Origin of the sequence: Enterocloster sp. OA13, from assembly GCF_022440595.1 — a bacterium.
In the GTDB taxonomy this organism is placed as follows: Bacteria; Bacillota; Clostridia; order Lachnospirales; family Lachnospiraceae; genus Enterocloster; species Enterocloster hominis.
Window position 1 is genome coordinate 5,816,661 of the sequence record NZ_JAKNTF010000001.1, and the last position, 23,242, is coordinate 5,839,902.

At 50.4% G+C, this 23,242-nt stretch carries 22 protein-coding genes; 16 read left to right on the forward strand and 6 right to left on the reverse strand.

Annotated features, from left to right (window positions below; translation table 11 throughout):
• Nucleotides 1-33 precede the first annotated feature (33 nt).
• From MCJ35_RS26000 to MCJ35_RS26030, 7 genes are all read left to right on the forward strand, one after another.
• Entirely contained in the window at nt 34-783 is a 750-nt protein-coding gene (locus tag MCJ35_RS26000; RefSeq protein ID WP_008723458.1) for a PTS mannose/fructose/sorbose/N-acetylgalactosamine transporter subunit IIC, read from the forward strand.
• Nucleotides 783-1,631, forward strand: coding sequence for a PTS system mannose/fructose/sorbose family transporter subunit IID (locus MCJ35_RS26005; protein WP_025484522.1), 849 nt, complete (start codon nt 783-785; stop codon nt 1,629-1,631). Before MCJ35_RS26000 ends, MCJ35_RS26005 begins: the two co-directional genes overlap by 1 nt.
• Nucleotides 1,632-1,644: 13 nt before the next feature.
• Nucleotides 1,645-2,751, forward strand: a complete 1,107-nt coding sequence (locus MCJ35_RS26010; RefSeq protein WP_155858441.1) for an SIS domain-containing protein — start codon at nt 1,645-1,647, stop codon at nt 2,749-2,751.
• A 15-nt stretch (nt 2,752-2,766) separates the two neighbouring features.
• Nucleotides 2,767-3,156, forward strand: a complete 390-nt coding sequence (locus tag MCJ35_RS26015) for a PTS sugar transporter subunit IIA (protein WP_008723463.1) — start codon at nt 2,767-2,769, stop codon at nt 3,154-3,156.
• A gap of 33 nt (nt 3,157-3,189) precedes the next feature.
• The gene (locus MCJ35_RS26020) at nt 3,190-3,615 is read left to right on the forward strand and encodes a PTS sugar transporter subunit IIB (RefSeq protein WP_025484520.1); all 426 of its coding nucleotides are present in this window, start codon (nt 3,190-3,192) and stop codon (nt 3,613-3,615) included.
• Between the two features lie 17 nt (nt 3,616-3,632).
• Complete coding sequence (locus MCJ35_RS26025) at nt 3,633-5,534, forward strand: BglG family transcription antiterminator (protein WP_025484518.1); 1,902 nt, start codon at nt 3,633-3,635, stop codon at nt 5,532-5,534.
• Nucleotides 5,535-5,650: 116 nt separating this feature from the next.
• Nucleotides 5,651-6,793: an acyltransferase family protein gene (locus MCJ35_RS26030; RefSeq protein ID WP_025484517.1), complete on the forward strand. Its 1,143-nt coding sequence runs from the start codon at nt 5,651-5,653 to the stop codon at nt 6,791-6,793.
• Here MCJ35_RS26030 and MCJ35_RS26035 read toward each other — a convergent pair.
• The 4 genes from MCJ35_RS26035 to MCJ35_RS26050 are packed head-to-tail and all read right to left on the reverse strand — an operon-like array spanning nt 6,771 to nt 9,010.
• On the reverse strand, nt 6,771-6,956 hold the full coding sequence (locus tag MCJ35_RS26035; RefSeq protein ID WP_008723471.1) for a PspC domain-containing protein: 186 nt from the start codon (nt 6,954-6,956) through the stop codon (nt 6,771-6,773). The two genes, MCJ35_RS26030 and MCJ35_RS26035, sit on opposite strands and share 23 nt — an antisense overlap.
• A 16-nt stretch (nt 6,957-6,972) precedes the next feature.
• The gene (locus tag MCJ35_RS26040) at nt 6,973-7,803 is read right to left on the reverse strand and encodes a DUF4097 family beta strand repeat-containing protein (protein ID WP_008723473.1); all 831 of its coding nucleotides are present in this window, start codon (nt 7,801-7,803) and stop codon (nt 6,973-6,975) included.
• Nucleotides 7,800-8,693: a DUF1700 domain-containing protein gene (locus tag MCJ35_RS26045; protein WP_008723475.1), complete on the reverse strand. Its 894-nt coding sequence runs from the start codon at nt 8,691-8,693 to the stop codon at nt 7,800-7,802. Before MCJ35_RS26045 ends, MCJ35_RS26040 begins: the two co-directional genes overlap by 4 nt.
• The gene (locus MCJ35_RS26050; protein ID WP_008723478.1) at nt 8,690-9,010 is read right to left on the reverse strand and encodes a PadR family transcriptional regulator; all 321 of its coding nucleotides are present in this window, start codon (nt 9,008-9,010) and stop codon (nt 8,690-8,692) included. Before MCJ35_RS26050 ends, MCJ35_RS26045 begins: the two co-directional genes overlap by 4 nt.
• Nucleotides 9,011-9,409: 399 nt before the next feature.
• On the opposite strand from MCJ35_RS26050, the gene MCJ35_RS26055 reads away from it, so the two are divergent.
• Nucleotides 9,410-10,345, forward strand: a complete 936-nt coding sequence (locus MCJ35_RS26055) for an AEC family transporter (protein ID WP_008723482.1) — start codon at nt 9,410-9,412, stop codon at nt 10,343-10,345.
• Here MCJ35_RS26055 and MCJ35_RS26060 read toward each other — a convergent pair.
• Nucleotides 10,293-11,840 carry a response regulator gene (locus MCJ35_RS26060; protein WP_025484515.1) on the reverse strand — a complete coding sequence of 516 codons (1,548 nt, stop codon included), beginning with the start codon at nt 11,838-11,840 and terminating at the stop codon, nt 10,293-10,295. The two genes, MCJ35_RS26055 and MCJ35_RS26060, sit on opposite strands and share 53 nt — an antisense overlap.
• A complete protein-coding gene (locus MCJ35_RS26065) occupies nt 11,833-13,548 on the reverse strand; it encodes a sensor histidine kinase (RefSeq protein WP_008723485.1) in 1,716 nt (571 codons plus the stop codon). The genes MCJ35_RS26060 and MCJ35_RS26065 overlap by 8 nt, the downstream gene beginning before the upstream one ends.
• Before the next feature lie 206 nt (nt 13,549-13,754).
• Here MCJ35_RS26065 and MCJ35_RS26070 point away from each other — a divergent pair, with 206 nt between their 5' ends.
• The 8 genes from MCJ35_RS26070 to MCJ35_RS26105 all read left to right on the forward strand — a co-directional run bounded on the left by MCJ35_RS26070 (nt 13,755) and on the right by MCJ35_RS26105 (nt 23,110).
• Nucleotides 13,755-14,822 carry an ABC transporter substrate-binding protein gene (locus tag MCJ35_RS26070; protein ID WP_025484513.1) on the forward strand — a complete coding sequence of 356 codons (1,068 nt, stop codon included), beginning with the start codon at nt 13,755-13,757 and terminating at the stop codon, nt 14,820-14,822.
• A gap of 103 nt (nt 14,823-14,925) precedes the next feature.
• Complete coding sequence (locus MCJ35_RS26075) at nt 14,926-16,434, forward strand: sugar ABC transporter ATP-binding protein (RefSeq protein ID WP_008723491.1); 1,509 nt, start codon at nt 14,926-14,928, stop codon at nt 16,432-16,434.
• Between the two features lie 2 nt (nt 16,435-16,436).
• Nucleotides 16,437-17,393, forward strand: coding sequence for an ABC transporter permease (locus MCJ35_RS26080; RefSeq protein WP_008723493.1), 957 nt, complete (start codon nt 16,437-16,439; stop codon nt 17,391-17,393).
• 11 nt (nt 17,394-17,404) lie between these two features.
• Entirely contained in the window at nt 17,405-18,400 is a 996-nt protein-coding gene (locus tag MCJ35_RS26085) for an ABC transporter permease (protein WP_025484512.1), read from the forward strand.
• Between the two features lie 17 nt (nt 18,401-18,417).
• Complete coding sequence (locus MCJ35_RS26090; RefSeq protein ID WP_008723498.1) at nt 18,418-19,932, forward strand: FGGY-family carbohydrate kinase; 1,515 nt, start codon at nt 18,418-18,420, stop codon at nt 19,930-19,932.
• Between the two features lie 21 nt (nt 19,933-19,953).
• Nucleotides 19,954-20,586, forward strand: coding sequence for a 3-hexulose-6-phosphate synthase (gene hxlA, locus MCJ35_RS26095; RefSeq protein WP_008723500.1), 633 nt, complete (start codon nt 19,954-19,956; stop codon nt 20,584-20,586).
• A 78-nt stretch (nt 20,587-20,664) separates the two neighbouring features.
• Nucleotides 20,665-21,528, forward strand: coding sequence for an L-ribulose-5-phosphate 3-epimerase (locus MCJ35_RS26100; protein ID WP_008723502.1), 864 nt, complete (start codon nt 20,665-20,667; stop codon nt 21,526-21,528).
• A gap of 229 nt (nt 21,529-21,757) precedes the next feature.
• On the forward strand, nt 21,758-23,110 hold the full coding sequence (locus tag MCJ35_RS26105) for a sodium-dependent transporter (RefSeq protein WP_025484511.1): 1,353 nt from the start codon (nt 21,758-21,760) through the stop codon (nt 23,108-23,110).
• The last annotated feature ends 132 nt before the right edge of the window (nt 23,111-23,242 follow it).

A 23,242-nucleotide genomic window follows, 5' to 3' on the forward strand; every position in this document is an offset into this window, starting at 1 on the left:
GATGGTTCAGATAGATGAAGGAGGGGGAAATATATGGTATTTCAAGCTTTTTTGGTAGCATTGGTAGCATTTTTTGCATACTCCAGCAATAAGTTCCTGGGTGATGCAATGGTAAACAGGCCTTTGGTTACTGCCACACTGACGGGCCTTGTGCTTGGGGATTTGCAGACAGGCCTTATTATGGCGGGTACGCTGGAACTGACATGGATGGGGATCATGTATCTGGGGCTTAGCATGCCGTCGGATGTTGCGGCAGGCGCAATCATAGGCACCGCCTATGCCGTGCTCAGCAGCGCGGATGTGTCGGTGGCCCTGACCGTGTCCATTCCTACCGGTATCCTCTGTGCATATGTGGCTACGGCCTGCGAGGTTGCCATCAGTTTTGCAATGCATAAGGTGGACGAGTTTGCGGCAGAGGGTAATATTGAGGGCATTAATGCAATCCATATAGGGGCAGGTATTATTAAGGCGGTCATCACCAGCGGGATCGTGTTCCTGGCAGTGGCCCTTGGGACAGATACAATCGGGGCAGTGGTCGATGCATTGCCTCAGGCTGTGCTCAGCGGCCTGGATGTAGTGGCGGCAGCGCTTCCCGCACTTGGTTTTGCAATGCTGCTTAATATCATGTGGGACAGGAGGTTCCTTCCGTTTTATTTCATAGGTTTTGCGCTGGCAGTGTATTTCGGTGTCGATATCATGGCAGTTACCGTGCTGGCAGTGGCATTTGCGGCATTCCGTTTCATGACAACCAAAGATGAAGTAAGTGAGGAGGATGATTTTTGATGGCAGAGCAGAAGATGAACCAGGCAGTAGAAGAGATATCTGTAACGAAAAGTGACCTTAGAACCATATTCTGGCGTTCCTTCTGCCATGAGGCATCCTATAACGCGGAGCGCCAACAGGCCCTTGGATTTGCATTTACCTTGACCAAATTGCTAAAGAAACTGTATAAGGACGATAAAGAGGCGTATGTGGAAGCCTGTAAACGGCACACCGAGTTTTTTAACCTGACCGTGCAGATTACCAACTTTGTGGTAGGCATCGTGACCGCCCTTGAGGAGAAGAATGCCAGAAGCCAGGATAAGAACATGGGACCGACCATCAGCGCGGTTAAGTCGGCCCTGATGGGACCGCTGGCGCCAATCGGGGATACCTTTTTCTGGGGCTGTTTCCGTATCGTGGCAGCGTCCGTGGGCGCCACCCTGGCCCTGAAAGGGAATCTGCTGGGTCCTGTGCTGTTTGTGCTGATGTTTAATATCCCGCATCTTCTGGTGCGCTGGTATGGCCTGACACTGGGGTATAAGCTGGGCGAGAATTTCATCAGCTTCATGCAGGAAGGAGGGCTGCTGCAGAAACTGACAGAGGCGGCCTATATTGTGGGACTGACGGTAATCGGAGCCATGACCGCTTCCTATGTGGGGGTTACCTGCGGTGTGGAATTCAGTATCGGTGAATCGGTCATCAATATACAGGAAATCCTGGATGGCATCTTCCCAAGGCTGCTTCCCCTGGGCGTTACCCTGTTCATGGCCTGGCTCATGAGAAGCAGGAACGTAAAACCCGCCATTGTCATCCTGGTGACGGTTGTTGTGGGGCTGGTCCTTGGCGCGGCAGGATTCCTGATTGTGTGATAAGAAAGGTAATATGGATATGAATGAAAACGCGATGATGGATTGTATTAAGGCAGAGCCGGATGTGATAAAGGAAATCCTGGACAACAGGGAGTATTACTGCGGGGATTTTGTGAAGCATTTCATGACCCACCCGGTGAAGCGGGTGTATTTAAGCGGCCACGGTTCCCCATATAATGCAGGTGTTGTTGTGGGCTTCATGATGGAAAAGCTTCTTAAGGTGGAGGCAGCCACAAGCTACCCCACCCTGTTCATGAACCACAGCGGATTTAATGTTAACGGCATGTATAAGCCGGAAGAAATGCTGGTCATATGCCCGGCCCAGTCAGGCCGCACCAGAGGTCCGGTGTATGTTGCAAGGAAGGCCAGGGAAATGGGAATACCGGTTATATGTACAACGCTTTTAAGGGATGGCGTACTGGCCAGGGAGTGTGATATAGTAATAGAGAAACGGAGCGGGGATGAGGAGAGCTTTCCGGAGACAAAGGGACATGTGGCTTCCATGGCTATCCTGATGCTCTGTGTGGTGGAAGCGGCATATGCCCTTGGACGGATCGTGAAGAGTGAGTACGACGGGTATTTGGAAGCATTTGCAGCCCTGCCCCAAAGTGTGGCGCTGGCAGCAGAGCGCACGCTTTCATGGTATGAAGCCCATAAACAGGTCTTACTGGAAGCTGACAGCTTCACCTTCCTGGGATATGGGGCCAACTATGCCACTGCGGTGGAAGGCGGGCTTAAACTTTTGGAAACCACATTAAAGCCTTGTATGAGTTATGAGTGCGAGGAGTTCATGCATGGTCAGAACCAGCCTGTAAAAGAAGGGACCGTGCTGTTCTTCCTGTGTCCCAGGGAACCGGAGAGGAATCGGATGGATGAGCTTGTCCTGTGGTGCAGGAGGCATACCCGTAACTGCTTCATGGTGGCGTCCCCGGATGACCCGGTGACGGACGGGCATTCCATTGTCAGTGATTTTGTGGAATGTGAATTCCTGACAGCCATTGAGTATCTGATCCCGTTCCAGGTCTTAAGCCATGTTGCTGCCAGGGATATGGGGTTAAGTTCCGTGGTAGCCAATCATGACGATGCGGGCAAAGAGCTGAATGTGCGGTTTGAATCTTAACATGGGGGACGGAATATGCAGTATATAATAGCAACCCATGGCAGGCTGGCGCTGGGATATGTGGACACCATACGCCTGGTAACCCAGGTGGAGGGACTTCATGCAGTGTGCGCCTACATGGAAGATTCAGAATTTCCAGAGGACATGGAGCGGCTTTTAAACTCCTTTGCGCCTGGGGAACCGGTCATCGTATTTACGGATCTTCTGGGAGGGAGCGTGACCCAGAAGATTATGGAGCTATGGGCCGGAAGGGAACAGTTCCAGGTATTTGCAGGAGTTAACCTTCCTTTTGTGATAGAGACAATCCTAAGCGGTTCCATGCCATCCAGGGAGGGCATGGAGGATATGCTGGAACGTTCAAGGGAACAGATGGTGTGGGTGAACGGGTTACTTGGATGCGGATGAAGGTTCAAACAGACCCTGAGGTATGTATGACGGATGATAAGACTTCTTCGTGTGGATGACAGCTTCCTTTATGGAAAAAAAGCGTTACTGTGGATAAATGCAACACGTGCTAAGGTCATTGTCTTAATTGACAATGGCCTTAGATTCGATTATTTTGCCCAGAGCCTACTTAACATGGCCTGCCCTTCCCAGGCAGAGCTGGTGTTCCTGGATGTGGAGGAGGCCAGGGCTGCGGCTGTGCAGTACAGGAACTCCCGGGAACCGGTCATCATGGTGGCTGGGACATTTTCCCAGCTTCTTAAGCTGGCGCCCAGTCTGGAGGGGCTGGTCCGTGTGAACGTGGGGAGCGTGAGGGAGAGTTCCTCGGATGAACTGCAGGCGTTAAAAAAACTGAGGGAACAGGACATGGAATTTGAGATACGCGATCTGCCGGAGGATGTCCCGGTCCGGCTGGAATAGCGGAAAGGTAACAGGCTATGTATTTGATGAAGCGTCAGAAGCAGTATCTGCACCTGCTGATGGACAGGGAAGGACCTGTTACCAGCAGGGAAATGGCCCTGGAGACAGGTGTCAGCCTGAGGACCGTTAAAACGGATATGGCCAAGCTGAATGAACTTTTAAAAGATTATGATATGCGCATTATGTCAAAGCCGGGCGCGGGCTACCGCCTTGCCTTCAATGACGGGGAAGGGTTAAAGCCCCTCAGCCTGCTGATGGAACAGATGCAGTATGAGCGGTCTGACCGTATACCGGACACCGGGCCGGAACGGGTGGAGTATATTGCGGGGAAGCTGCTGGCGCTGGATTATTATATCACCATGGAAGAACTGAGGCAGATACTCTATGTAAGCCGTTCCACCTTAAACCAGGACATGAGGCAGGTCCGCAGGCTGCTGGAGCTTTATGGGCTGAAGGTGGTCCACGCATCCCATAAGGGGATACGCCTGCAGGGGACTGAGACAGCGCTCAGGCGCTGTATGGCAGAGCTGTTTTTCCGGAATGAGGGGAAATGGGAGAAGACCCCGGGTACAGGCCCCGGTGAAGAGCGGATCAGCCAGATACAGCACATCCTTAAGTCCAGGGCGGACGCATTGTGCGTCAGTTATCCCGAAGCCGTGGTAAGGGAGCTGGCCCTCCAGATTTACATAGCGGCCCAGAGGTGCCGGTTCAGGAAGGAGGTGGAATTTGACAGCTCCCTTCAGGTATCCCGCCAGTTCATGGACATGGCGGTCAGTATAGGCGACGGTCTGCGGGAGACAATGGGCATTTCCATGCCTGATATAGAAATCCATAACATGGCCTGCATGCTCCAGTTCCGAAGCCTTAAGGAAGAGACAGGGCCGGAGGATGACCGGTTTGACGGCGTGATCCGCAGGATGTTTCAGAGGATAGAGGAGAAGTTCGGACTGCGTTTCTCAGGGCAGGAGCAGCTGGCCCATTACTTAAAGCTTCACCTGCCGCGTATGGCGCAGCGATGCAGGAACCGTATCCTGATTGAGAATCCGGTGCTCAATGATACCTTCTGCAACTACCCGCTGGCAGTGGATGTGGCAAATGTGGCTGTCCAGGTGCTGGAACAGGAACTTGACATTAAGGTGAATTCCAATGAGTTCGGATATCTGGCTGTTTATTTTAACATGTGTATCGTCACGTACGGGGAACGGCAGAACAAGACGCTGATACTGGTATGTCCCGGCAGCAGGGCGGAGTCGGTGATGTATTTTACAGAACTGCAGGCATTGTTTGGAAACTATGTGAACACGCTCCTGACATGCAGGGTGGATGAACTGAAGTCCATGAAGTTTACCGGCAATGAGGTGATTGTCTCAACCGTACCCCTGCATTTCCTTCCCGGCTATGTCAGATGGATCCATACGGGCTGCAACATCGTGGAAAGCTTTTCCGATATCATGGAGGCCCTTACATCCCTGCCCCTGGAGTCCTTTAATATTGACGAGTTCATGGACCGCAGCCTGTGGGTGACAGGGGCAGAGGCGGACACGCCGGATACGTACTTTGAATATCTGTTTGACACCCTTTGCGAGATGCAGATGATGGACTTTGGGGAGGCAAGGATATTATATGAAAATGTGGAGCGGTTCGGTCAGGAACTGGGGAACCAGGTTGCGCTTATAAGGGCGGAGAACCCCTTCCTCACCCCGTTCGTGCACGTGACCTTCACAAAGGAACCGTTTTTGTGGGAACGGCAGTATGTGAAGGTCATCATATTCATGAATGTGTCGGACGGCAGCTATGAGTTCAGGAATGGGATATACAGTTTTCTGGGGAAATGGTACCGCCATAAGGAGAAGATTGAGGAGAGTATACGGTGCCCGGATTTCGGGCGGTTCATGGAGGGGATAAAGGGGAGAGGATGAGTTACGGTGATTACGAGGTGGGCCACGGTTACCATGACAGGTTGCATTCACGTAATATATGAATTATACTATCCTACAAAGAATGATATGGAACCGTAATACCAGTGGAGGAACCTATGCCGGACATGAAAAATACAGCTCCCGCTTCCGGGAAACAGATAAAAGGGAATACCATCAACATGCAGTTTGCCGTCCTGTCCGCCCTGGGCATGTTTTTCGTGGTGGACGGGCATTTAAATAACAGCTACCTGGATATCGGAGGCCTGTTCCCCTACTATTCCTTCCACATGCCGTTGTTCGCCTTCATATCAGGCTACTTTTTCCGGCCGGGCAGTGAGGCCGGTCTTAGGGCGTATGCGAAGAGGAAGGCGGTCCGCCTTCTGGGGCCTTACATGGTCTATAACCTGGTATATGGAATCATCACCCAGTTCCTTCACGGGGCCGGGTTTGCTTTTGGGGGAAGCCTGAACCTGCATAACCTGTTCATAGAACCGTTCATGACAGGACACCAGTTTGAATATAACCTGGCTGCCTGGTTTGTTCCGGCCCTGTTCCTGGTGGAGATGGCCAATGTGTTCCTGCGGCGTATCCTTGGGAAGGCGGCGGGGAATGAATATGCGGTTACGGCTGTGTATATGGGGATTGGAATAGGAGGCATCAGCCTGGCCTTAAGCGGCAGGTATGGGCAGGGCTGGCTGACCCTGGTACGGATGATGTTCCTGCTTCCCTGTTACCAGTGGGGCACACTGTACAGGCAGAAGCTGGAGGAAAAGGACCGGGTGCCCGGCATATGGTACTTCGGGGTCCTCATGATCATCCAGCTGGGGCTGGCCGTATGGGGGCGTCCCCTGATTTACTCCGTTGCTTTCTGTAACGGTTTTACAGGATATATCCTCCCTTACATAACAGCTGCCACCGGAACCGCATTCTGGCTCAGGGTATCCCGCACAGCGGCTGCTGCACTGAAGGACAGCCCGGCAGTCCGCTATTTCGGAAGCCATACATACGCGGTGATGATGCACCACATCATGGCGCTGATGGCCCTGAAGACCGTGTTTGCGGCATTTGCCAAATATACGCCGCTGTTTTCCGGGTTCAGCTTCGAACAATATAAGGCAGACCTTTGGTATTGTTATTTCCCAAAAGACCTGCCTCAGTTCAGGGTATTTTATTTGCTGTGGGCAATCACCCTGCCCCTTGTGTTCCAGTATATACTGGACTGGATAAGGCAGCGTCTTAACCCTCGTCCAAGGGTATGATAAGGGCCGCGATGAAATAGGCCAGGATACCGGGGCCGGAGCAGATGAAGATGGCCCATATCAGGCGCACGATGGTGGGGTCAATGTTAAAATACTCCCCGATTCCGCCGCATACCCCGCACAGCATTTTGTTCGTATTGGAACGGTATAATTTTTTCTCCATGGTAATTCTCCTTTATCTATACGCTATCGCTAAAGTTAACGGTTATTGAGCCAACGCCGCACTCCAGTTCCATGTTGTAGGGTGCGTTGTTGTTGATATGGGTTTCGTGGGACAGCATGGTATAGCTGGAACCGCCCACCCGAATGGTGCCAACGCCGCATTCAATCCTGTAATTATAATCCTGTTCAGGATTGGCCAGGTTCAGGGTCACATCCCCGACCCCGGTTTCCAGTTCCACATCCCCGGCCACTGTTCCGGTAAAGGTAACAGCGCCCACACCTGTGTCAATATCCAGCTTGTTGGTGTGTATCTGGCTGAACTGGCATTCGGCAGCGCCTATGTCCACGGAAATCTTATCAAACTCATAGTCCGTGGGAACCAGGACCTCTATGCGGATATCCTCGCCCCGGCGGTGTTTCTGTTCCCGCTTGATTTTCAGGGTGTCCTTATCCATGTAGCACTGGGTGGCGTTGTACTTATCATTTACATTGACTTCTATCTGGGAAATGTCTTCCTTTTCATATACGCGCAGGATGCATTTATCCACGTCTATATCCAGTTTCCTTGTGGAGGAAAATGCACCGGGATCCTGGTCATGATTCCCGTCCGGCCGCAGGGTGTCCTCGGTCCAGCTGACCCAGCCTTTACCGGAATTCCAGGTATCGGAAAAATCATCATTCCATCCATGATCCATATAATCGTCATCATCCCATACCATGGACCAGATGCGCCGGGGCAGATAGCTTGAGTACCTGCCTCCCAGGGCCGCGGATACAGAGGTGATGCCGATTCCTGCCAGCAGGAGTATAAGTCCGGTCAGCGCGCAGATCTTGATAAATCTTTTCATGGTTTCCTCCTTCCGTGAAGCAGACGGTTCAGGCTATTGACAATGCTGCGTATGAGGAAAGGGATGAACCTTCCGTAAAACAACACCGCAAGGGCCAGTAAAAGCACTCCCACGCCCAGGAACATAAGGCCGGTTCCTGATATGAGGAATCCGTTTAACGGGTGCATGAATATATGCACGATTCCATAGGGCACCATGGCAACACCGCTTATGAGCATGGCGATGGTCAGGACCCCGATGAGTACCAGCGCACCCACCAGGATGCCAATCAGTCCGGCCACAATCCCCAGTGCGCCTCCGCCGATGCCCAGCAGTGCGGGTACGGCTACGATGATAAGGATGATCCACAGGATTACCTTAAGGGGACCGCTGGTCCTGGGACGGGAGCTGCCGTGGCTTCCCTGTGCGCCGTGGGGATTATCCTGCCAGCTGCCGTGGCTGTCCTGTGTGCCGTGGGGATTATCCTGCCAGCTGCTGCCCTGTGAGCCGTGGACGTTATCCCGCCAGCTGTTGCCCTGTGCGCCGTGGACACTATCCTGCCAGCCATCCTGGCGTTCCCTGCCATCCCGGCGTGATTCCTGCCACTCCGGTTCCCTGCCCTCAGGCAGGTCATACCGCTTGACAACCTGATAATTGGGATCCCTGAAGCGCTCATCCTTATAGCCGCTTTCCGTAAATTCACCTCCGTCCTCCAGATTTCCTGCGATATCGGAGCGGATGATGGAGGCAATCCGTTCAGGACTTCCAAGCTCCCGTACCACATCGGCTTCACGGTCCGTCCCGGCTTCATCAAAGTAATCCATGTAATACTGAAGCGCGTCTTCCTTGTCTTCGTCCTGAATATCCTGTAAGAGATACGCAAGCTCCTTCATAAACTCATCCCTGGTCATAGGTTAGCCTCCTTAAATATCTGGGATATCTTCTGTGAATAAGTTACCCATTCACCCCGGTACAAATTCAGCTGTACCCTCCCTTTTTCCGTAATCTTATAATATCTGCGGTTCCTGCCGTCAATGGCCATGTCGTAAACCTCCAGGCAGTCCTCCTTCTGAAGGCGCCGGAGCACGGGATATAGGGTGGATTCGGATATGTCAATGGCGCACCTCACATCCTGGGTAATCTTGTATCCGTATGTTCCATCCGCATCCTTTGAGACCACAGCAAGTACGATTGCGTCCAAAAGTGCAGATCCTGTGTTGAATATCATAAGCACCCCTCTGTTCTGTTGGTTGAATATTATTTGTCTCGTCATATTATATGTCGTATAATATATTTATACTATACAGCATATAATATTATATGTCAATAAAAGAAAATAAAAGATATTCAAAAGATAATGTCATATTTTCTTAAGTCTCTTTATAAACTATTTAGTAACTGGTCAAACTTAGGTCACAAATCCCAGGTATACTTTAACCATAAACAAGCAGTCAGAGCTTTTCATATAGATGCACATATATATAAGCCGGTGGGATTGGCAGGAGGCCTTTTCTACCGGCTCAACCTATTTTCAGGGGGTTTTTGGGCGAACCGTTGAAAATGCATTGAAAATACGTAAGGAATCAGATACAATGGATGAATCAATGTAAATGAAGAAGGTATAAGAATGAATGCAGGAATTATTGCAAAGCAGATGCTGATCCTGTTCCTTATGATGCTGACCGGCTATGCCGCATATAAGAGAGGGATTGTATCCAGGGAAGGCGCCAAGAGCCTTTCATCTGCAATTATCAACATTTTTAATCCATGCCTGATCATCTCAGGGGTCCTGAACAAGACAATTACATACAGTACGGCCATGGTTACGGAGAATCTGGTTCTGGTGGCTGTCTTTTTTGTTGTGCTGATACTGCTCAGCAAAGTATTTGCCAGGATTATGGGGCTTTCCGCAGCTGAGGTCAACTGCTACCGCCTGATGATGATATTCCCCAACCTGGGATTCATGGGGATTCCGCTGGTACGCAGCCTTTACGGTGAGGAGGCAGTCATCTTTGTGGCATTCTATATTGTGGGATATAACCTGCTGGTCTATTCCTACGGCATCCTCCTGGCCATGGGGAATGCCCCGGCAGCTGACGGTCAGAAGCGGGAGCTGCCATGGAAAAAGGTGTTTAACATAGGGACAGGTGCCTGTGCCATCGCCATCCTTATCTTTGCATTCCATATCCGTGTGCCGGAGGTGATGGGAACATTCGTGGACAGCGTGGGCAATGCCGCAGTACCGCTGTCCATGATGACCGTGGGAATCATGGTGGCCCAGTCCGATCTTCGGGAACTGGTGACGGATAAAAAGCAGCTGGTGCTTTCCGCCATCCGCCTGCTGGTCATTCCTGCCCTCTGTATCCCCCTGATGAAGATGATTCCCGTGGACCCGGTGTCCTACGGCATATTCATCCTTCTCATGGCCATGCCCGTGGGCAGCGTGGTGATGATGGTGGAAAAGGAGTATGGGACAACGGACGGGAGCATTTCCGCGAAGAGCATTGCGCTTACCTCGGTGCTGTCGGTGGTGACGATTCCGTTGGTGACGTATCTGGCGTAGGCGGGACCTTGTTCAGGTTCCTGTATTCCAGGGGCGACATCCCCGTGTTCTTCCTGAACAGCTGGCAGAAGTAGGTGGAATTCAGGTATCCGGACTGTTCTGCTATCTGGGCGATCTTCAGGTTCGTACCAACCAGGTTCACCTTGGCAAGTTCCATCCGTTTCCGGATGATATGGTTGATGACGGTTGTCTTGCAGTTATTGGAAAAAAGGGTAGAGAAATAAGCTGCGTTTAAGTGTACATGCTTTGCAATATCCGCCACGGACAGGTTGGGGTTGGACAGGTTGGCTTCTATATATTCCATGGCAGCGTGCAGGATGACGGAGGTGTTGGACTGGGATTCCTTATTCAGATGCTTAATACAGTTTTCAAGGAAGCCGCACAGCAAGTCCTTAATCTCGGGAATCTCATGGCTCATATAAATCTTCACCGCATAGGAGGCGGCCTGGACCTTGAATTCATCGGTGTGTATGTGGTTTGACAGTTTGTAAATCAGATGATTGGCAAAATCCTTGATACTGTACATATTCATCTGTCCTTTTGCCAGGAAGGCGTCCAAAAGCGCGGTGGAGCCATGGATGTCTTTGTAAAGGACTGCGGAAGTCATTTCCTTAATCTGGTCGTCAAACAGCGCATAATTGGCATTATATTCCTGACCGGCATAATATATCCTGTTGTCAGAAACAATATAGCGCAGGTTCATGGTGTCAGATGCCTCGTTCAGGCCTTCCAGGATTCCCATCAGTCCATGGTGTGGTGTGCTTACCGCCACGCAGTATCCGGTGTACCCGGACAGGTAGTGTTCAAGGTCTTTATGCAGGCGTTCCGTATAATTGGATAGTTTTTCAATGTCCTCATGACATAAAAGGAAGACATGCTGGAAGTTCACATTAGGGAAAAAGAACTCTCCGGGATGTTTTTTGATTGCCTGGAAATAAATTTCCGCATCCAGCATGTATTGGGAACCGTTCAGGGACATAAGCGCGGCGGTATAGTATTGATTCTCCAAACTGTCAATCAGGTCCGTATGACCGAGAAAACGGTCCGACGGATATTCACCCCTGAGGACACTGTTGAGGATGGATTTTTCCGTGATGATCAGTTCCTTCAGCTTCCGTTTATCCGTAATGCTGGCAGCCGCCTTTTTTACCACGGTCAGAAGTTCATCCGGGTTCAGGGGTTTCAGCACATAGCCATAGGCTCCATAATCCATGGCTGTCTTCACATAGTCAAATTCTTCGAATCCGCTAATGACAATCACGCATATATGGGGATAGGATTCCTGGATTTTCTTTAATAAATCCAGGCCGTCCATAATGGGCATCCGCACATCCGTGATGACAATATCCGGCAGGTATTGTTCCAGGGCCTCGAATGCCTCCTTTCCGTTTTTGCAGCTGGCTACCACGGAAAAGCCGTTTTCTTCCCATGGAAGTGCATTTATGATACAGCGCCGTGTAAATGGCTCGTCGTCAGCAATGAGTATTTTAAACAATGACAGTTCCCTCCTTGTCAAGCAGTGGTATTTTTATTGTAACCAGGGTGTATTGGCGGCAGCAGCTTTCTATGGTGATTCCGTATTCATTTCCGTTGGAGAGCTTTATCCTTCTGTTTATGTTGAAGATGCCGTATCCCAGGCCCTGGTCCTTTTCCGGATGCTTATTAATATCACACAGGAAAGCATTCAGTTCATCTACTTTTTCTTTTGGGATCCCAATCCCGTCATCCTTTATGCGTATAGTGACATGATTCCCGTCCCTGACCGCAGTTACAAAGATATTCCCGCTCTGTGAAGGCGTCTGCAGGATACCGTGCTGGATGGAATTCTCCACAACCGGCTGAAGTATCAGTTTAGAGCAGTAATAAGACAATATCCCGGGGTCATCGATTTCTATGGAATAGTTAATACCCTGGTCATAGCGCACCCTCATGATTTCCAGATAAATCCTCATATGTTCAAATTCATCCTTAAGGCTGATAAGCGTCTTACCTCGGTTTAGGGACAGACGGAAAAATGTGGAGAAATCCATTAAAGTATTAAGGGCGGATTCAGAATCCTTCATCCGTATCTGCCATGCAATGATATCCAGGGTATTGTATAAAAAATGGGGATTGATCTGGGCCTGGAGGGCGGCGTACTGCGCCTTGCGTATCTCCTTTTCCTCCTGCTTGGAATTCTCTATGAGCATATTGATACGCTGGAGCATGGTGTTATAACCGGAGTAAAGGGTAAGGATATCGGATATCTCGGTGTTGGTCTCCATGGGTTTATCAAGGGTATTCATTTTAATGTGGGCCATATTGGTGGCAAGTATTGATATGGGGTAGGAAATTTTGTTATAGATTCCCCGGGAAGTCAATACGAATGTGACAATGATGATGAGAAGCATCGCAATGAATATACATACCAGCTCAGGCGGGAATGACAGGTTCAGGTTGGATGGCCGTGTGTAAACCTCCAGCTGCCATCCGTTGCTTAAGGGCTGGCTGTAACTGCCTGTCCCTGCCAGTGCCTCGTCTCCCAGGCGCCAGATGGGGGTTCCGTCCTGGGTGATCCTGAAATAGGCGGGCTGTGAGGATACGTAATTCAGGGCATTGTTAAGGGCGGTCTGGTTCAGTTCAATTGCAATGATCCCGTTTACCTGGTTGGTGCTGATGTTGACCAGGGGCATGGTTACCACATAGAGGTCTGTTTCCAGCCGCCGGAATATGTTTGATTTAGGAAGGTGCCACCATGTGACGGGGCCTTTGCGTGCTGTCTGGTAAAATGGATTATCTACGATATCATGTTCCAATAATGTAAAATTACCGGACTTAAACTTCCTGCCGTCATCTAACAGGATGGCCAGGGGAAGCTCCTCCTCGGCATAAGACTGTACTAAAAAAGATGTTTTACAGTTGATATCCACTTTCTCTTTGTAGAATTCCGTAGTCTCCCGTTCAATATCAGTCCTCAGCATGGTCTGGATGTCATAATTTTTCGCAATGGAAGTGCAAAGGGATTCACAGGACAGCAGCAGGTTATCCAGTGATTCGCGGTAGTACAGGGACATCCGGGTTACTTCCATGTCATTGAGGTAGTCTATCTGGGTCTTGTATATGTAGCTTAAAAATGTTGTGATGAACAGGACATACACCATGAATATGATTATCAGATAGCGGAACAGGGTTTGGTTGATGGAATGCGCATTTTTTATTTTCATGTAGATATTTCCTCTTTTAAATGTAGAAATATATAATACGAGTTCAGGGCTATTATACCAAATGTCAATAAAATTTCCATATAATCTAAAAAATAATACATAATTGCCAAAAAAACTTTATTTATTATAATCAAAAACTCCTGTAATATATGGTTATCAAGCAAAACAAGCAACACAGTAAAAAACAACAGGAGGTAAGGTAAGTTATGTTAAAAAAGTTATGGGGTACAATGCTTGCAGTGACACTGGTGTCCACATCCCTGATGGGATGCTCCACTGAAACCGCAAAACCTGCGGCAACAGAAGCAGCAGCCCAGGCGTCTGAGGAGAAGACGGCTGCACCGGCAGCTGAAACACCGGCTGGGGAGACCGGGGCAAAGGCATCGGAGGACGGAGGGGAAAAGAAGCTGAAAATCGGTTTTTCTGAATCCACCTACTCGGGGGCATGGAGGGTTGCAGAGGTTGAGGATGTTACAAAATATGCGGAAATGAACGGATATGAGTTAATCATGACCAATGCGGATTCCAACATTGAGAAGCAGATTGGGGACGTGGAGGACCTGATTGCACAAAAATGTGACCTGATTGTAATCGTTCCCGTGGATGCCAATGCGGTGGCGCCTGCCTTTGAGGCATGTAAGAGCGCCGGCATCCCGGTAATTGATATGGATACCCAGTATCTGGACGGAAAGTGGAAAGAGGACTTCATCACAACCATCCGTTCCGACCAGTACCAGCAGGGACAGGGCTGCGCCGAGTGGACGGTGGACCATGTGGGGGACAAGGACACCACGGTATTGGAAATCACAGGTAATCCGGGACAGTCCGATGCACAGAACCGTTCCAGGGGCTTTAATGAATATGTGGCTGACCACAGCAACATTAAGGTAATCCAGCAGAACGGGGAGTGGTCCAGGGCAACAGCCCAGGAGGTTGTACAGAATGTTGCCCAGTCAGGACAGAAATTCGATGTGATTTATTGTCATTCAGATGAGATGGCGCTGGGAGCGCTTCTGGGATTAAAGCAGGCAGGACTTAAACCCAACGAGGATGTATGGATTGTGGCGGTTGACGGACAGAAAGAGGCTCTGGACGCCATTAAGGCAGATGAAATCGGCGCCATCATCACATGTACCCCTAAGGGCGGGGACGTCCTCTTTGACTGTATCAACAAGTACTTTGCAGGCGATGAGCTGGAGGAAGAATACTTTGTCCATCAGTCTACAATCACCACCGAAAATGTGGACGAGTTGTATGAAGTAGAAGGATTCTAAAAACAGTATGGTCTGATTCATATGGGAACTGCCGGAAACAGTTTTGACAACAGGGATTGTGAAGGTAGTTCCCTTATTCTGTCTAAAAGGAAGAGGTGGATTTGTGGAAAAGGAATTTCTTTTGGAAATGAAGAATATAAAAAAGTCCTTTGCAGGCGTGAATGCGCTGAAGGGGGTTAACTTTAACGTAAGGAAGGGCGAAATCCATGCGCTGATGGGAGAAAACGGGGCAGGGAAGTCCACGCTGATTAAGATACTGACCGGTGTCTATCAGGCGGACGAAGGCGAAATCCGTATGGATGGACAGCAGGTACATATAACGGATGTGCAGAAGGCGCAGAAGGCCGGTATCAGCCCGGTCTATCAGGAGCTAAACATGATTCCGTACCTGAGCGTGGCTGAGAATATTTTCTTAGGGCAGTATCCGAGGAATAAATCCGGAAATATTGAATGGGATAAGATGTATGCCGCGGCTGAAAAGATACTGGGGGATCTGGACCTGGATATTGATGTAAGGGAACAGTTAAATGGATTCGGCACAGCGACCCAGCAGATGATTTCCATTGCCAGGGCGGCAAGCAGGGAATGCAGGCTTCTGGTGCTGGACGAGCCGACTTCTTCCCTGGATGGCAATGAGGTGTCCCAGCTGTTTAAGATTGTGAACAAGCTGAAGGAGAAGGGGGTATCCGTTATTTTCATTACCCACCGGCTGGACGAGGTCTTTGAACTGACTGAGAGCATTACCATCTTAAAGGACGGGGAATATGTGGGCACATTTCCTACCGCAGACATGACAAAGGAAGAGCTTGTCACCAGGATGGTGGGCAGGAAGGTTGTGGAAGGAAGCAGGACCAGGGCGGTCCGGGAGATGAAAGGGGACTATTTTATTGAGGCTTCACATCTTGCCAAATTCCCCAAGGTCAGGGACGTATCCTTTGGCATCAAACCTGGGGAAATCCTGGGGATAGCAGGTTTATTAGGTTCGGGAAGGACCGAGACAGCCCAGCTTCTGTTCGGCTTTAGCCGGATGGATGCAGGAACCATCAAGATAAATGGAAAAGACACAGTAATCGCATCGCCCAAGGATGCCATAAGTAAGGGGATGGCATTCTGTACGGAAAACAGAAGGGAAGAGGGAATCATTCCCTACATGTCTGTGAAGAACAATATCGTAGTATCATCCATGAAAAAAATATCCCGAGGGATTGTGATAAATAGGAAGCTGCAGAACAAGGTGGTGGGCAGTTATATCAGTGCATTGAAGATTAAGACGCCCAATGACAGGCAGAGGATACGCTTCCTGTCAGGAGGGAACCAGCAGAAGGTAATACTTGCCAGGTGGATGGCCACGGATCCGAAACTGATCATACTGGACGAACCGACAAGGGGAATTGATGTGGGGGCCAAGCAGGAGGTTGAGAAGCTGGTGCTGGACTTTGCGGCACAGGGAATCAGCGTGATTTATATTTCCTCCGAACTGTCCGAGCTGGTGCGCAACTGCGACCGGATCATCGTCCTCAGGGACGGACGGAATGTGGGTGAGCTTTCGGGGGATGAGATTAAGGAGCAGAGCATCATGGCAATGATAGCGGCTGAAAGTGAGGAGGGTTAAACATGGCGGTAAAAAACAACAAGCTTTCCCTGGGGGAGGTACTCCAGAAGTATGGGGCGGTCATATTCTTCTTCCTGCTGTTTGGCTTCAACTGCTTTTATACCAATAACTTTTTTAGTATACAGACAGTCTGGAACCTGTTTATCCAGTCCATGCCGGTCATACTGATTGCCATGGGACTTACCCTTGTCATTGCCACGGGTAATATTGATATTTCCGTTGGTTCCGGCATGGCCCTTGGTTCTGTTATCTTTTCCTTTATCGTGAAGTCAGGAGGAAATCCGGTGGCTGCCCTGGCCGGGGCTGCTGTGGTGGGAATGGCTGCAGGGGCCTTCTGCGGCGTCATGGTTGCCAGGTTTGGGGTGGAGTCCATGATAACAACCATGGCCATGATGTATATTTTAAGGGGGATTGCCAAGGTGGCATCCGGCGGCACTCCTATCAGCTATAACAATTCATCGGTCTCAGCCCTATCTTATTACCGGGTAGGCGGTGTGGTGCCAATCCATGTGGTTTGCGTGGCCGTGCTCCTAGCTGTCATCCTGTTCGTCATAGAGAAGACTTCCTTTGGCGTGTATCTGGAGGCCACGGGGGATAACCGGACAGCTGCCAGGATATCGGGAATCAATGTGGTTGCGGTTATTTTGATTACATATGTGGTCAGCGGCATGCTGGCGACCCTTGCGGGTATTGAACAGTGCATCATGGTTTCCAGCGCGGACGGTTCCAGCCTGGGGCTGAGCTATGAGTTTGACGCAATCGCATCCACGGTCGTGGGGGGAACGCCCATGAGGGGAGGAAAGCCCAATATCATAGGAACCCTGTGCGGCGCCTTGCTGCTGCAGCTGATAGTGATCATGGTCAACATGAATAACATATATTATGCAATTTCCCTTGTTATCAAAGCGCTGCTGATTTTCGGGGCGGTTTATCTGCAGCGTGTTGCAACAAAGAAATAGAGGTGGCGGCTATGAACGGTATTCTAAAAAAGATAAGACAGAGATTCAATGGTTATGGAGTCATCGTGGGCGTTGTCATTGTCATGATGGTAGGAACACTGCTGAACGGGGAATCCTTTCTGACCATCAACAATATCAGCAACGTGGGGAGGCAGGCAACCATACGGGGCCTTCTGGCATGCGGCATGGCGCTGGTCATCATGTCAGGCTCCATTGACTTAAGCGTCAGCACTTTGTTTGCATTCAGCGGATTCCTGTCCCTGTATTTCAGCAATTATTCGGCAGCGCTGGCATTCGTGATACCCATGGCAGCGGCGGCAGGCGTTGGGTTCATCAATGCCACCCTGATTGTAAAGGCCGGCTTTCATCCTTGGATTGTGACCATTGCCTCCCAGCTTGGCATACAGGGAATCCTTCTGATGATGACGCGGGGGGATACCTACAAGGCAGTCCATATAAGTCCAGGGTTTGCCACATTCGGCAAAATTATTTTTTTCCGCTATATCAGCATCTATCTGGTGATTTTCATCCTGACCTTTGTTGTTTTTGCGGTCCTGTTAAAGAAAAGGTCTGCCTTCAGGAATATCTATGCAGTTGGGGGGAACGAGGAGGCTGCGACCATGATGGGTATTAATGTATATAAGACAAGGCTTCTGGCACATATGCTGTGCAGCATGCTGGCCTGTCTGGCCGGAATCCTTCTGGTATCCAGGACAGAGGCGGCGTACCCCCTGGCGGGCACCAGTTATGAGATGTATGCCATAGCGGCCTGCGCCCTGGGAGGTATCTACCTTACGGGAGGCAGGGGGAAGATCATGGGAGCATTTGCCGGGGCATGGATCCTGGGCTTCCTGAACAACATTTTCAACATGCAGTCCTATGTGAATCCGTTGTGGGAACAGGTTGTAACAGGGCTGCTGCTGATTATCGTGGTTTTCTCCCAGTCAGCGAATGCAAAACAGATTTTCAAAAATATAAAGAAAAGCACATCCCGTGTATCTGTGTGAGATAGGGAGGGACAAGGATGGGAAGATATGTAATCGGAGTGGATAACGGAGGAACCTTTATAAAGGCTGCCATGTATGATGAACATGGCAGCATGGTATCCCTGGCAAGGGAAGCCAGCCGGACCATGATTCCGGAGCCTGGGCGTGTGGAGATTGACCTCAATGAACTATGGGCCATTAACTGCAGATGTATTGCCCGGGTGCTGGCAGAAAGCGGGGTTCCTGCCGGGGAAGTGGAATGTGTGGGTTTTGCAGGACAGGGTAAAGGCGTATATGCAGTGGATTCCAGCGGTAATGCATTCAGGAATGCCATTACATCCTCAGACAACCGGAGCTGGGAGTATACAAAACAGTGGGCGGAGGATGGGACAGTGGATAAGGTACGGCCCATGACCTGCCAGGGGCTTTATACGTCCCATCCTGTTTCCATCCTGGCCTGGATGAAGGACCATGAGCCTTGGAATTACCAAAAAATCCGGTGGGTATTCTCCATGAAGGATTTCCTGGTATACCGCATGACCGGGCAGGCTGTGTCGGACTGCTGCAACCAGTCCGGAGGCAGTTTCATGAACCTGTTTACCGGACAGTATGAAAAAAGCATCCTGGAGTATCTGGGAATATCCGAGGTTTATGAAAAACTGCCGCCCCTGTACCAGCCGGCCGATGTCTGCGGCACTGTCACAAAGGAGGCGGCCGTACAGACAGGCCTTAAAGCAGGAACACGGGTGGTGGCAGGCATGTTTGACGTTGACGCGTGTTCTGCGGCCATGGGCATGGTGTCCGGTGACCAGCTGTGTATGATGGCAGGGACATGCAGTGTTAACGCATATCTTGGCAGGAAGCCGGTTACAGACAAAAACATAGGCCTTAATTCCTTATACTGTATACCGGGATATTACTTTATTGAGGAGGGATCCAACACTTCCGCAGGGAATCTGGAGTGGGTCATAAAGGCGCTGTACCAGGATGAAGCAGAGGAATGCAGCCGGAATGGGAAACGTGTATATGATCTGTTAAACCAGGCCGTGGAGGGCATAGGGCCGGAGGATGGTAAAGTGGTGTTCCTGCCATTCTTAAACGGTTCCATGGACAGCAGCAGAAGCCGCGGGGTATGGCTTGGTATGTCGCCTCTGGATACCAGGGAGCACATGGTGAGGGCAGCTTATGAGGGAGTTGTATTCTCTCACCGGTATCATGTGGAACGGCTTTTAAGGACACGGGAAACACCAAGGGCCATCCGGCTGTCAGGCGGTGTCACCAAATCCGATGTATGGCTCCAGATGTTCGCGGACATCCTGCAGCTGCCCATAGAGATTGTGGACGGGGCTGAACTGGGGGCAAAGGGAGCGGCCATTGCGGCTGCCATCGGAGCTGGTTTTTACCGCGATTTCATGGAGGCATCCGGGGGGACCGTGAAGATAAAGAAGGCGGTCATGCCCAACCAGGGCAGGAAGGCTGTATATGATGGGAAATATGGCAATTTTATAAAGACCATGAACGCGCTTCATGGTCTGTGGGAAGACATATTCTAAAATGAAAAGGAGAAAAGGGACATGGAATTACAGGTTGCACTTGATTGCAGGGATTTATCAGAGGCACTGGCGGTAATGGAGGAAATCTATCCATACGTGGATATCGCCGAATTGGGAACGCCGCTTATGTATAACGAGGGAACCAGGGCTGTCAGGGAGATGAAGAAAGCATTTCCGGACGTGAAAGTGCTGGCTGATATGAAACTTCTGGACGGAGGATATGACATTGCCAAGATTGCATATGAGGAGGGAGCGGATATTGTCACGGTAGCCGGGGTCACCAATGATTCTGTGATTGCCAGGGCAGTGGAGGCCGCCAGGGAATTTGGAAAAGAGTGTTTTGTGGACCTGATTTCCGTGGACGATATTGTGCAGCGTGCAGCAGAGGTGGACGCCCTGGGGGCAGACTGTATCGGCGTACATACCTCACATGATACCATTGCTGGCGGGAACCAGGCGCCCACCAAGGATTTAAGCCGGATTAAGGCAGTGATAAAGCGGGCCAGGACGTCCATATCAGGAGGGATTAAGGCGGAGTTCATTGACGATATCGTATCCTTTGGACCGGATGTGGTGATTGTGGGAAGCGGTATCATGCTGGCTGAGGATAAACGGGGGACGGCTAAGATGATATATGAGGCAATCCATGGATAGATGGCGGGATACTGTGCAAAAATCCGGGGCAGGATGTGATGTTGCAGGGAACAGTGGCGTGACAGAGGTGTAAGGCAGATGTGCAGATTAGGACATTATTCATTGGGGCTTTATGAAAAGGCCATACCTATGGGGCTTCCCTTCCGGGATAAGCTGAAAGCCGCCAGGATGGCAGGATATGATTTTGTGGAATTGAGTATCGATGAGACGCCCCAGAAGCTGGCCAGGCTGGAACTGGGAAACAGTGAGCGTATGGGTGTGATACGGGATATGCATGACACGGGAATTGCATTTCGCAGCATGTGTCTCAGCGGGCACAGGAAGTATCCGTTGGGAAGCAGCAACAAGGAGACAGAGGCCAGGGGAATGCAGATCATGAAAGAGGCAATCGGGCTGGCCGATGATTTGGGAATAAGGATTATCCAGCTTGCGGGATATGATGTGTATTATGAAGCCGGGAATGAAGATACCAGACAGAGGTTTGCAGAAAATATATGTAAATCCGTGGAGATGGCTGCTGCGTATGGAATCGTCCTGGGATTTGAGACAATGGAAACCGAATTCATGAACACAGTGGAGAAGGCCATGAAATATGTCAGGATGGCTGACAGCAGTTTCCTTACGGTTTACCCTGATTTGGGTAACATCACCAATGCCGCGAAAACACATGGAACGGGCGTGGAGGAAGATATACGCAGCGGCAAAGGCCATCTGTGCGCCATGCATTTAAAGGAGACAAAACCTGGGGTATTCAGGGAAGTTCCTTTTGGAAGGGGCCATGTGGATTTTGAAAATGGAATCAGGACCGCTTGGGAATGCGGGATACGCAGGTATGTGACTGAATTCTGGGATGTGGGCAGAGGAGAGTGGGAGGAGGACTTAAAGCAGGCAGCGGGTATGATGAGGGGGATACTTGACAGGCAGGTTGTGATGGAAAGGTGAAAGGGGAGTGGTAAGGCTGCAGATGGAGAGGGGGATATAAGCGGGTTATTTGAATTGGAAGCTTGAATACCTGGATACCGTTGACCGTTTTTTGGTTAACGGTATTTTGGACTTTTTTACTTTAAAACTTTGACTAATTGGTGTAAATGGGGTAGTATAATAAAGTGTCTGTCATCCCTGGGACCAAAGCGGATATGGACCATGAAAATTTACATCTAAAGGAGAAGTTATGAGTAAGCAGAGGAGTAAGGAACCTGCAACGGGAAACGTGCACCAGAACGGCGGCTTTGGCAGCAGTTTTGGATTTGTGCTGGCCTGCGTGGGTTCTGCTGTTGGAATGGGTAACATCTGGATGTTTCCGTACCGCGTGGGACAGTACGGCGGCGGGGCATTCCTGGTACCCTATATTTTATTTATTGTGTTGTTCGGACTGGTGGGACTGTCTGCGGAATTTGCTATTGGAAGGCGGGCTAAGACCGGGACACTGGGCGCCTATGAATATTGCTGGAACAGGATAGGAAAAGGCAGGCTCGGTTATATCCTGGGCTGGATACCGCTGCTGGGATCCTTGGGAATCGCCATTGGATATGCAATCATCGTTGGCTGGGTAGTCCGTGCACTGGCTGGTTCGGTTACCGGGGCAATCCTGACCGAGGATGCGGCCGCCTATTTCAGCCAGGCCACGGGGAATTTCGGAAGCGTGCCCTGGCATGTGCTGGTTATTATCATTGCCGCATCCATCCTGATGTTTGGCGCCACAAAGGGGATTGAGAAGATTAATAAGGTTCTTATGCCTTCCTTTTTTGTCCTGTTTGCCGTTCTGGCTATCCGCGTGGCATTCCTTCCGGGCGCGGTGGAGGGATATAAGTTCCTGTTCACACCGGACTGGAGTGATTTACTTAAGGTGGATACCTGGGTCATGGCCATGGGACAGGCATTTTTCTCACTGTCCATTACCGGGTCAGGCATGATTGTCTATGGAACATATCTGTCTAAGTCGGAGGACATACCGAAGGCGTCCATCCGCACAGCCTTTTTTGATACGGTTGCGGCCATGATGGCGGCGCTGGCCATCATGCCGGCTGTATTTGCCTTTGGGATCAAGCCCAATGCAGGTCCGCCCCTTATGTTCATCACCCTGCCCAATGTGTTCCGGCAGATGCCCATGGGCCGTCTGTTTGCAGGCCTGTTCTTCCTGTCCGTGGCCTTTGCTGGTATCACAAGCCTGATTAACATGTTTGAGGCGGTCAGCGAATCCTGGCAGACCAGGTTCCGCCTGTCCAGGAAGACGGCGGTTGCCCTTTGCAGCGGGATTGCGCTGCTGGTGGGCATTTTCCTGGAAGCTGAGCCTAACGTAGGTTCCTGGATGGATTTCATCACAATCATAGTGGTGCCATTTGGCGCCGTGCTGGGCGCGGTATCCATCTATTATGTGCTGGGATTTGGGGAAATAGCCAAGGAACTGAAGGAAGGCCGGGAAAAGCCGCTTGGAAGCTACTTTGGCCCGCTGTCTAAATATGTGTACGTGCCGCTGGCCGTGATTGTGTTTATTCTTGGGATTGTGTATGGCGGAATTGGGTGATTGATGTTACTGTATGGATATTGCGGGAATGCCGTGGCCTGGGTGGGAAGTATCCGGGCCGCGGTATTTTTGTATCTATTACGCTGCCTTCATTCAGTGGCAGCTTATCTGCATGAATAAGTATTCATTCAT

Coding starts and splice junctions, on each gene's coding strand:
- MCJ35_RS26105 (WP_025484511.1), top strand. CDS start 21,758: ATGAGTAAGCAGAGGAGTAAGGAACCTGCAACGGGAAACGTGCACCAG.
- MCJ35_RS26100 (WP_008723502.1), top strand. CDS start 20,665: ATGTGCAGATTAGGACATTATTCATTGGGGCTTTATGAAAAGGCCATA.
- MCJ35_RS26010 (WP_155858441.1), top strand. CDS start 1,645: ATGGATATGAATGAAAACGCGATGATGGATTGTATTAAGGCAGAGCCG.
- MCJ35_RS26030 (WP_025484517.1), top strand. CDS start 5,651: ATGCCGGACATGAAAAATACAGCTCCCGCTTCCGGGAAACAGATAAAA.
- MCJ35_RS26015 (WP_008723463.1), top strand. CDS start 2,767: ATGCAGTATATAATAGCAACCCATGGCAGGCTGGCGCTGGGATATGTG.
- hxlA (WP_008723500.1), top strand. CDS start 19,954: ATGGAATTACAGGTTGCACTTGATTGCAGGGATTTATCAGAGGCACTG.
- MCJ35_RS26040 (WP_008723473.1), bottom strand. CDS start 7,803: ATGAAAAGATTTATCAAGATCTGCGCGCTGACCGGACTTATACTCCTG.
- MCJ35_RS26050 (WP_008723478.1), bottom strand. CDS start 9,010: ATGATATTCAACACAGGATCTGCACTTTTGGACGCAATCGTACTTGCT.
- MCJ35_RS26005 (WP_025484522.1), top strand. CDS start 783: ATGGCAGAGCAGAAGATGAACCAGGCAGTAGAAGAGATATCTGTAACG.
- MCJ35_RS26055 (WP_008723482.1), top strand. CDS start 9,410: ATGAATGCAGGAATTATTGCAAAGCAGATGCTGATCCTGTTCCTTATG.
- MCJ35_RS26070 (WP_025484513.1), top strand. CDS start 13,755: ATGTTAAAAAAGTTATGGGGTACAATGCTTGCAGTGACACTGGTGTCC.
- MCJ35_RS26065 (WP_008723485.1), bottom strand. CDS start 13,548: ATGAAAATAAAAAATGCGCATTCCATCAACCAAACCCTGTTCCGCTAT.
- MCJ35_RS26035 (WP_008723471.1), bottom strand. CDS start 6,956: ATGGAGAAAAAATTATACCGTTCCAATACGAACAAAATGCTGTGCGGG.
- MCJ35_RS26025 (WP_025484518.1), top strand. CDS start 3,633: ATGTATTTGATGAAGCGTCAGAAGCAGTATCTGCACCTGCTGATGGAC.
- MCJ35_RS26045 (WP_008723475.1), bottom strand. CDS start 8,693: ATGACCAGGGATGAGTTTATGAAGGAGCTTGCGTATCTCTTACAGGAT.
- MCJ35_RS26085 (WP_025484512.1), top strand. CDS start 17,405: ATGAACGGTATTCTAAAAAAGATAAGACAGAGATTCAATGGTTATGGA.
- MCJ35_RS26080 (WP_008723493.1), top strand. CDS start 16,437: ATGGCGGTAAAAAACAACAAGCTTTCCCTGGGGGAGGTACTCCAGAAG.
- MCJ35_RS26090 (WP_008723498.1), top strand. CDS start 18,418: ATGGGAAGATATGTAATCGGAGTGGATAACGGAGGAACCTTTATAAAG.
- MCJ35_RS26000 (WP_008723458.1), top strand. CDS start 34: ATGGTATTTCAAGCTTTTTTGGTAGCATTGGTAGCATTTTTTGCATAC.
- MCJ35_RS26020 (WP_025484520.1), top strand. CDS start 3,190: ATGATAAGACTTCTTCGTGTGGATGACAGCTTCCTTTATGGAAAAAAA.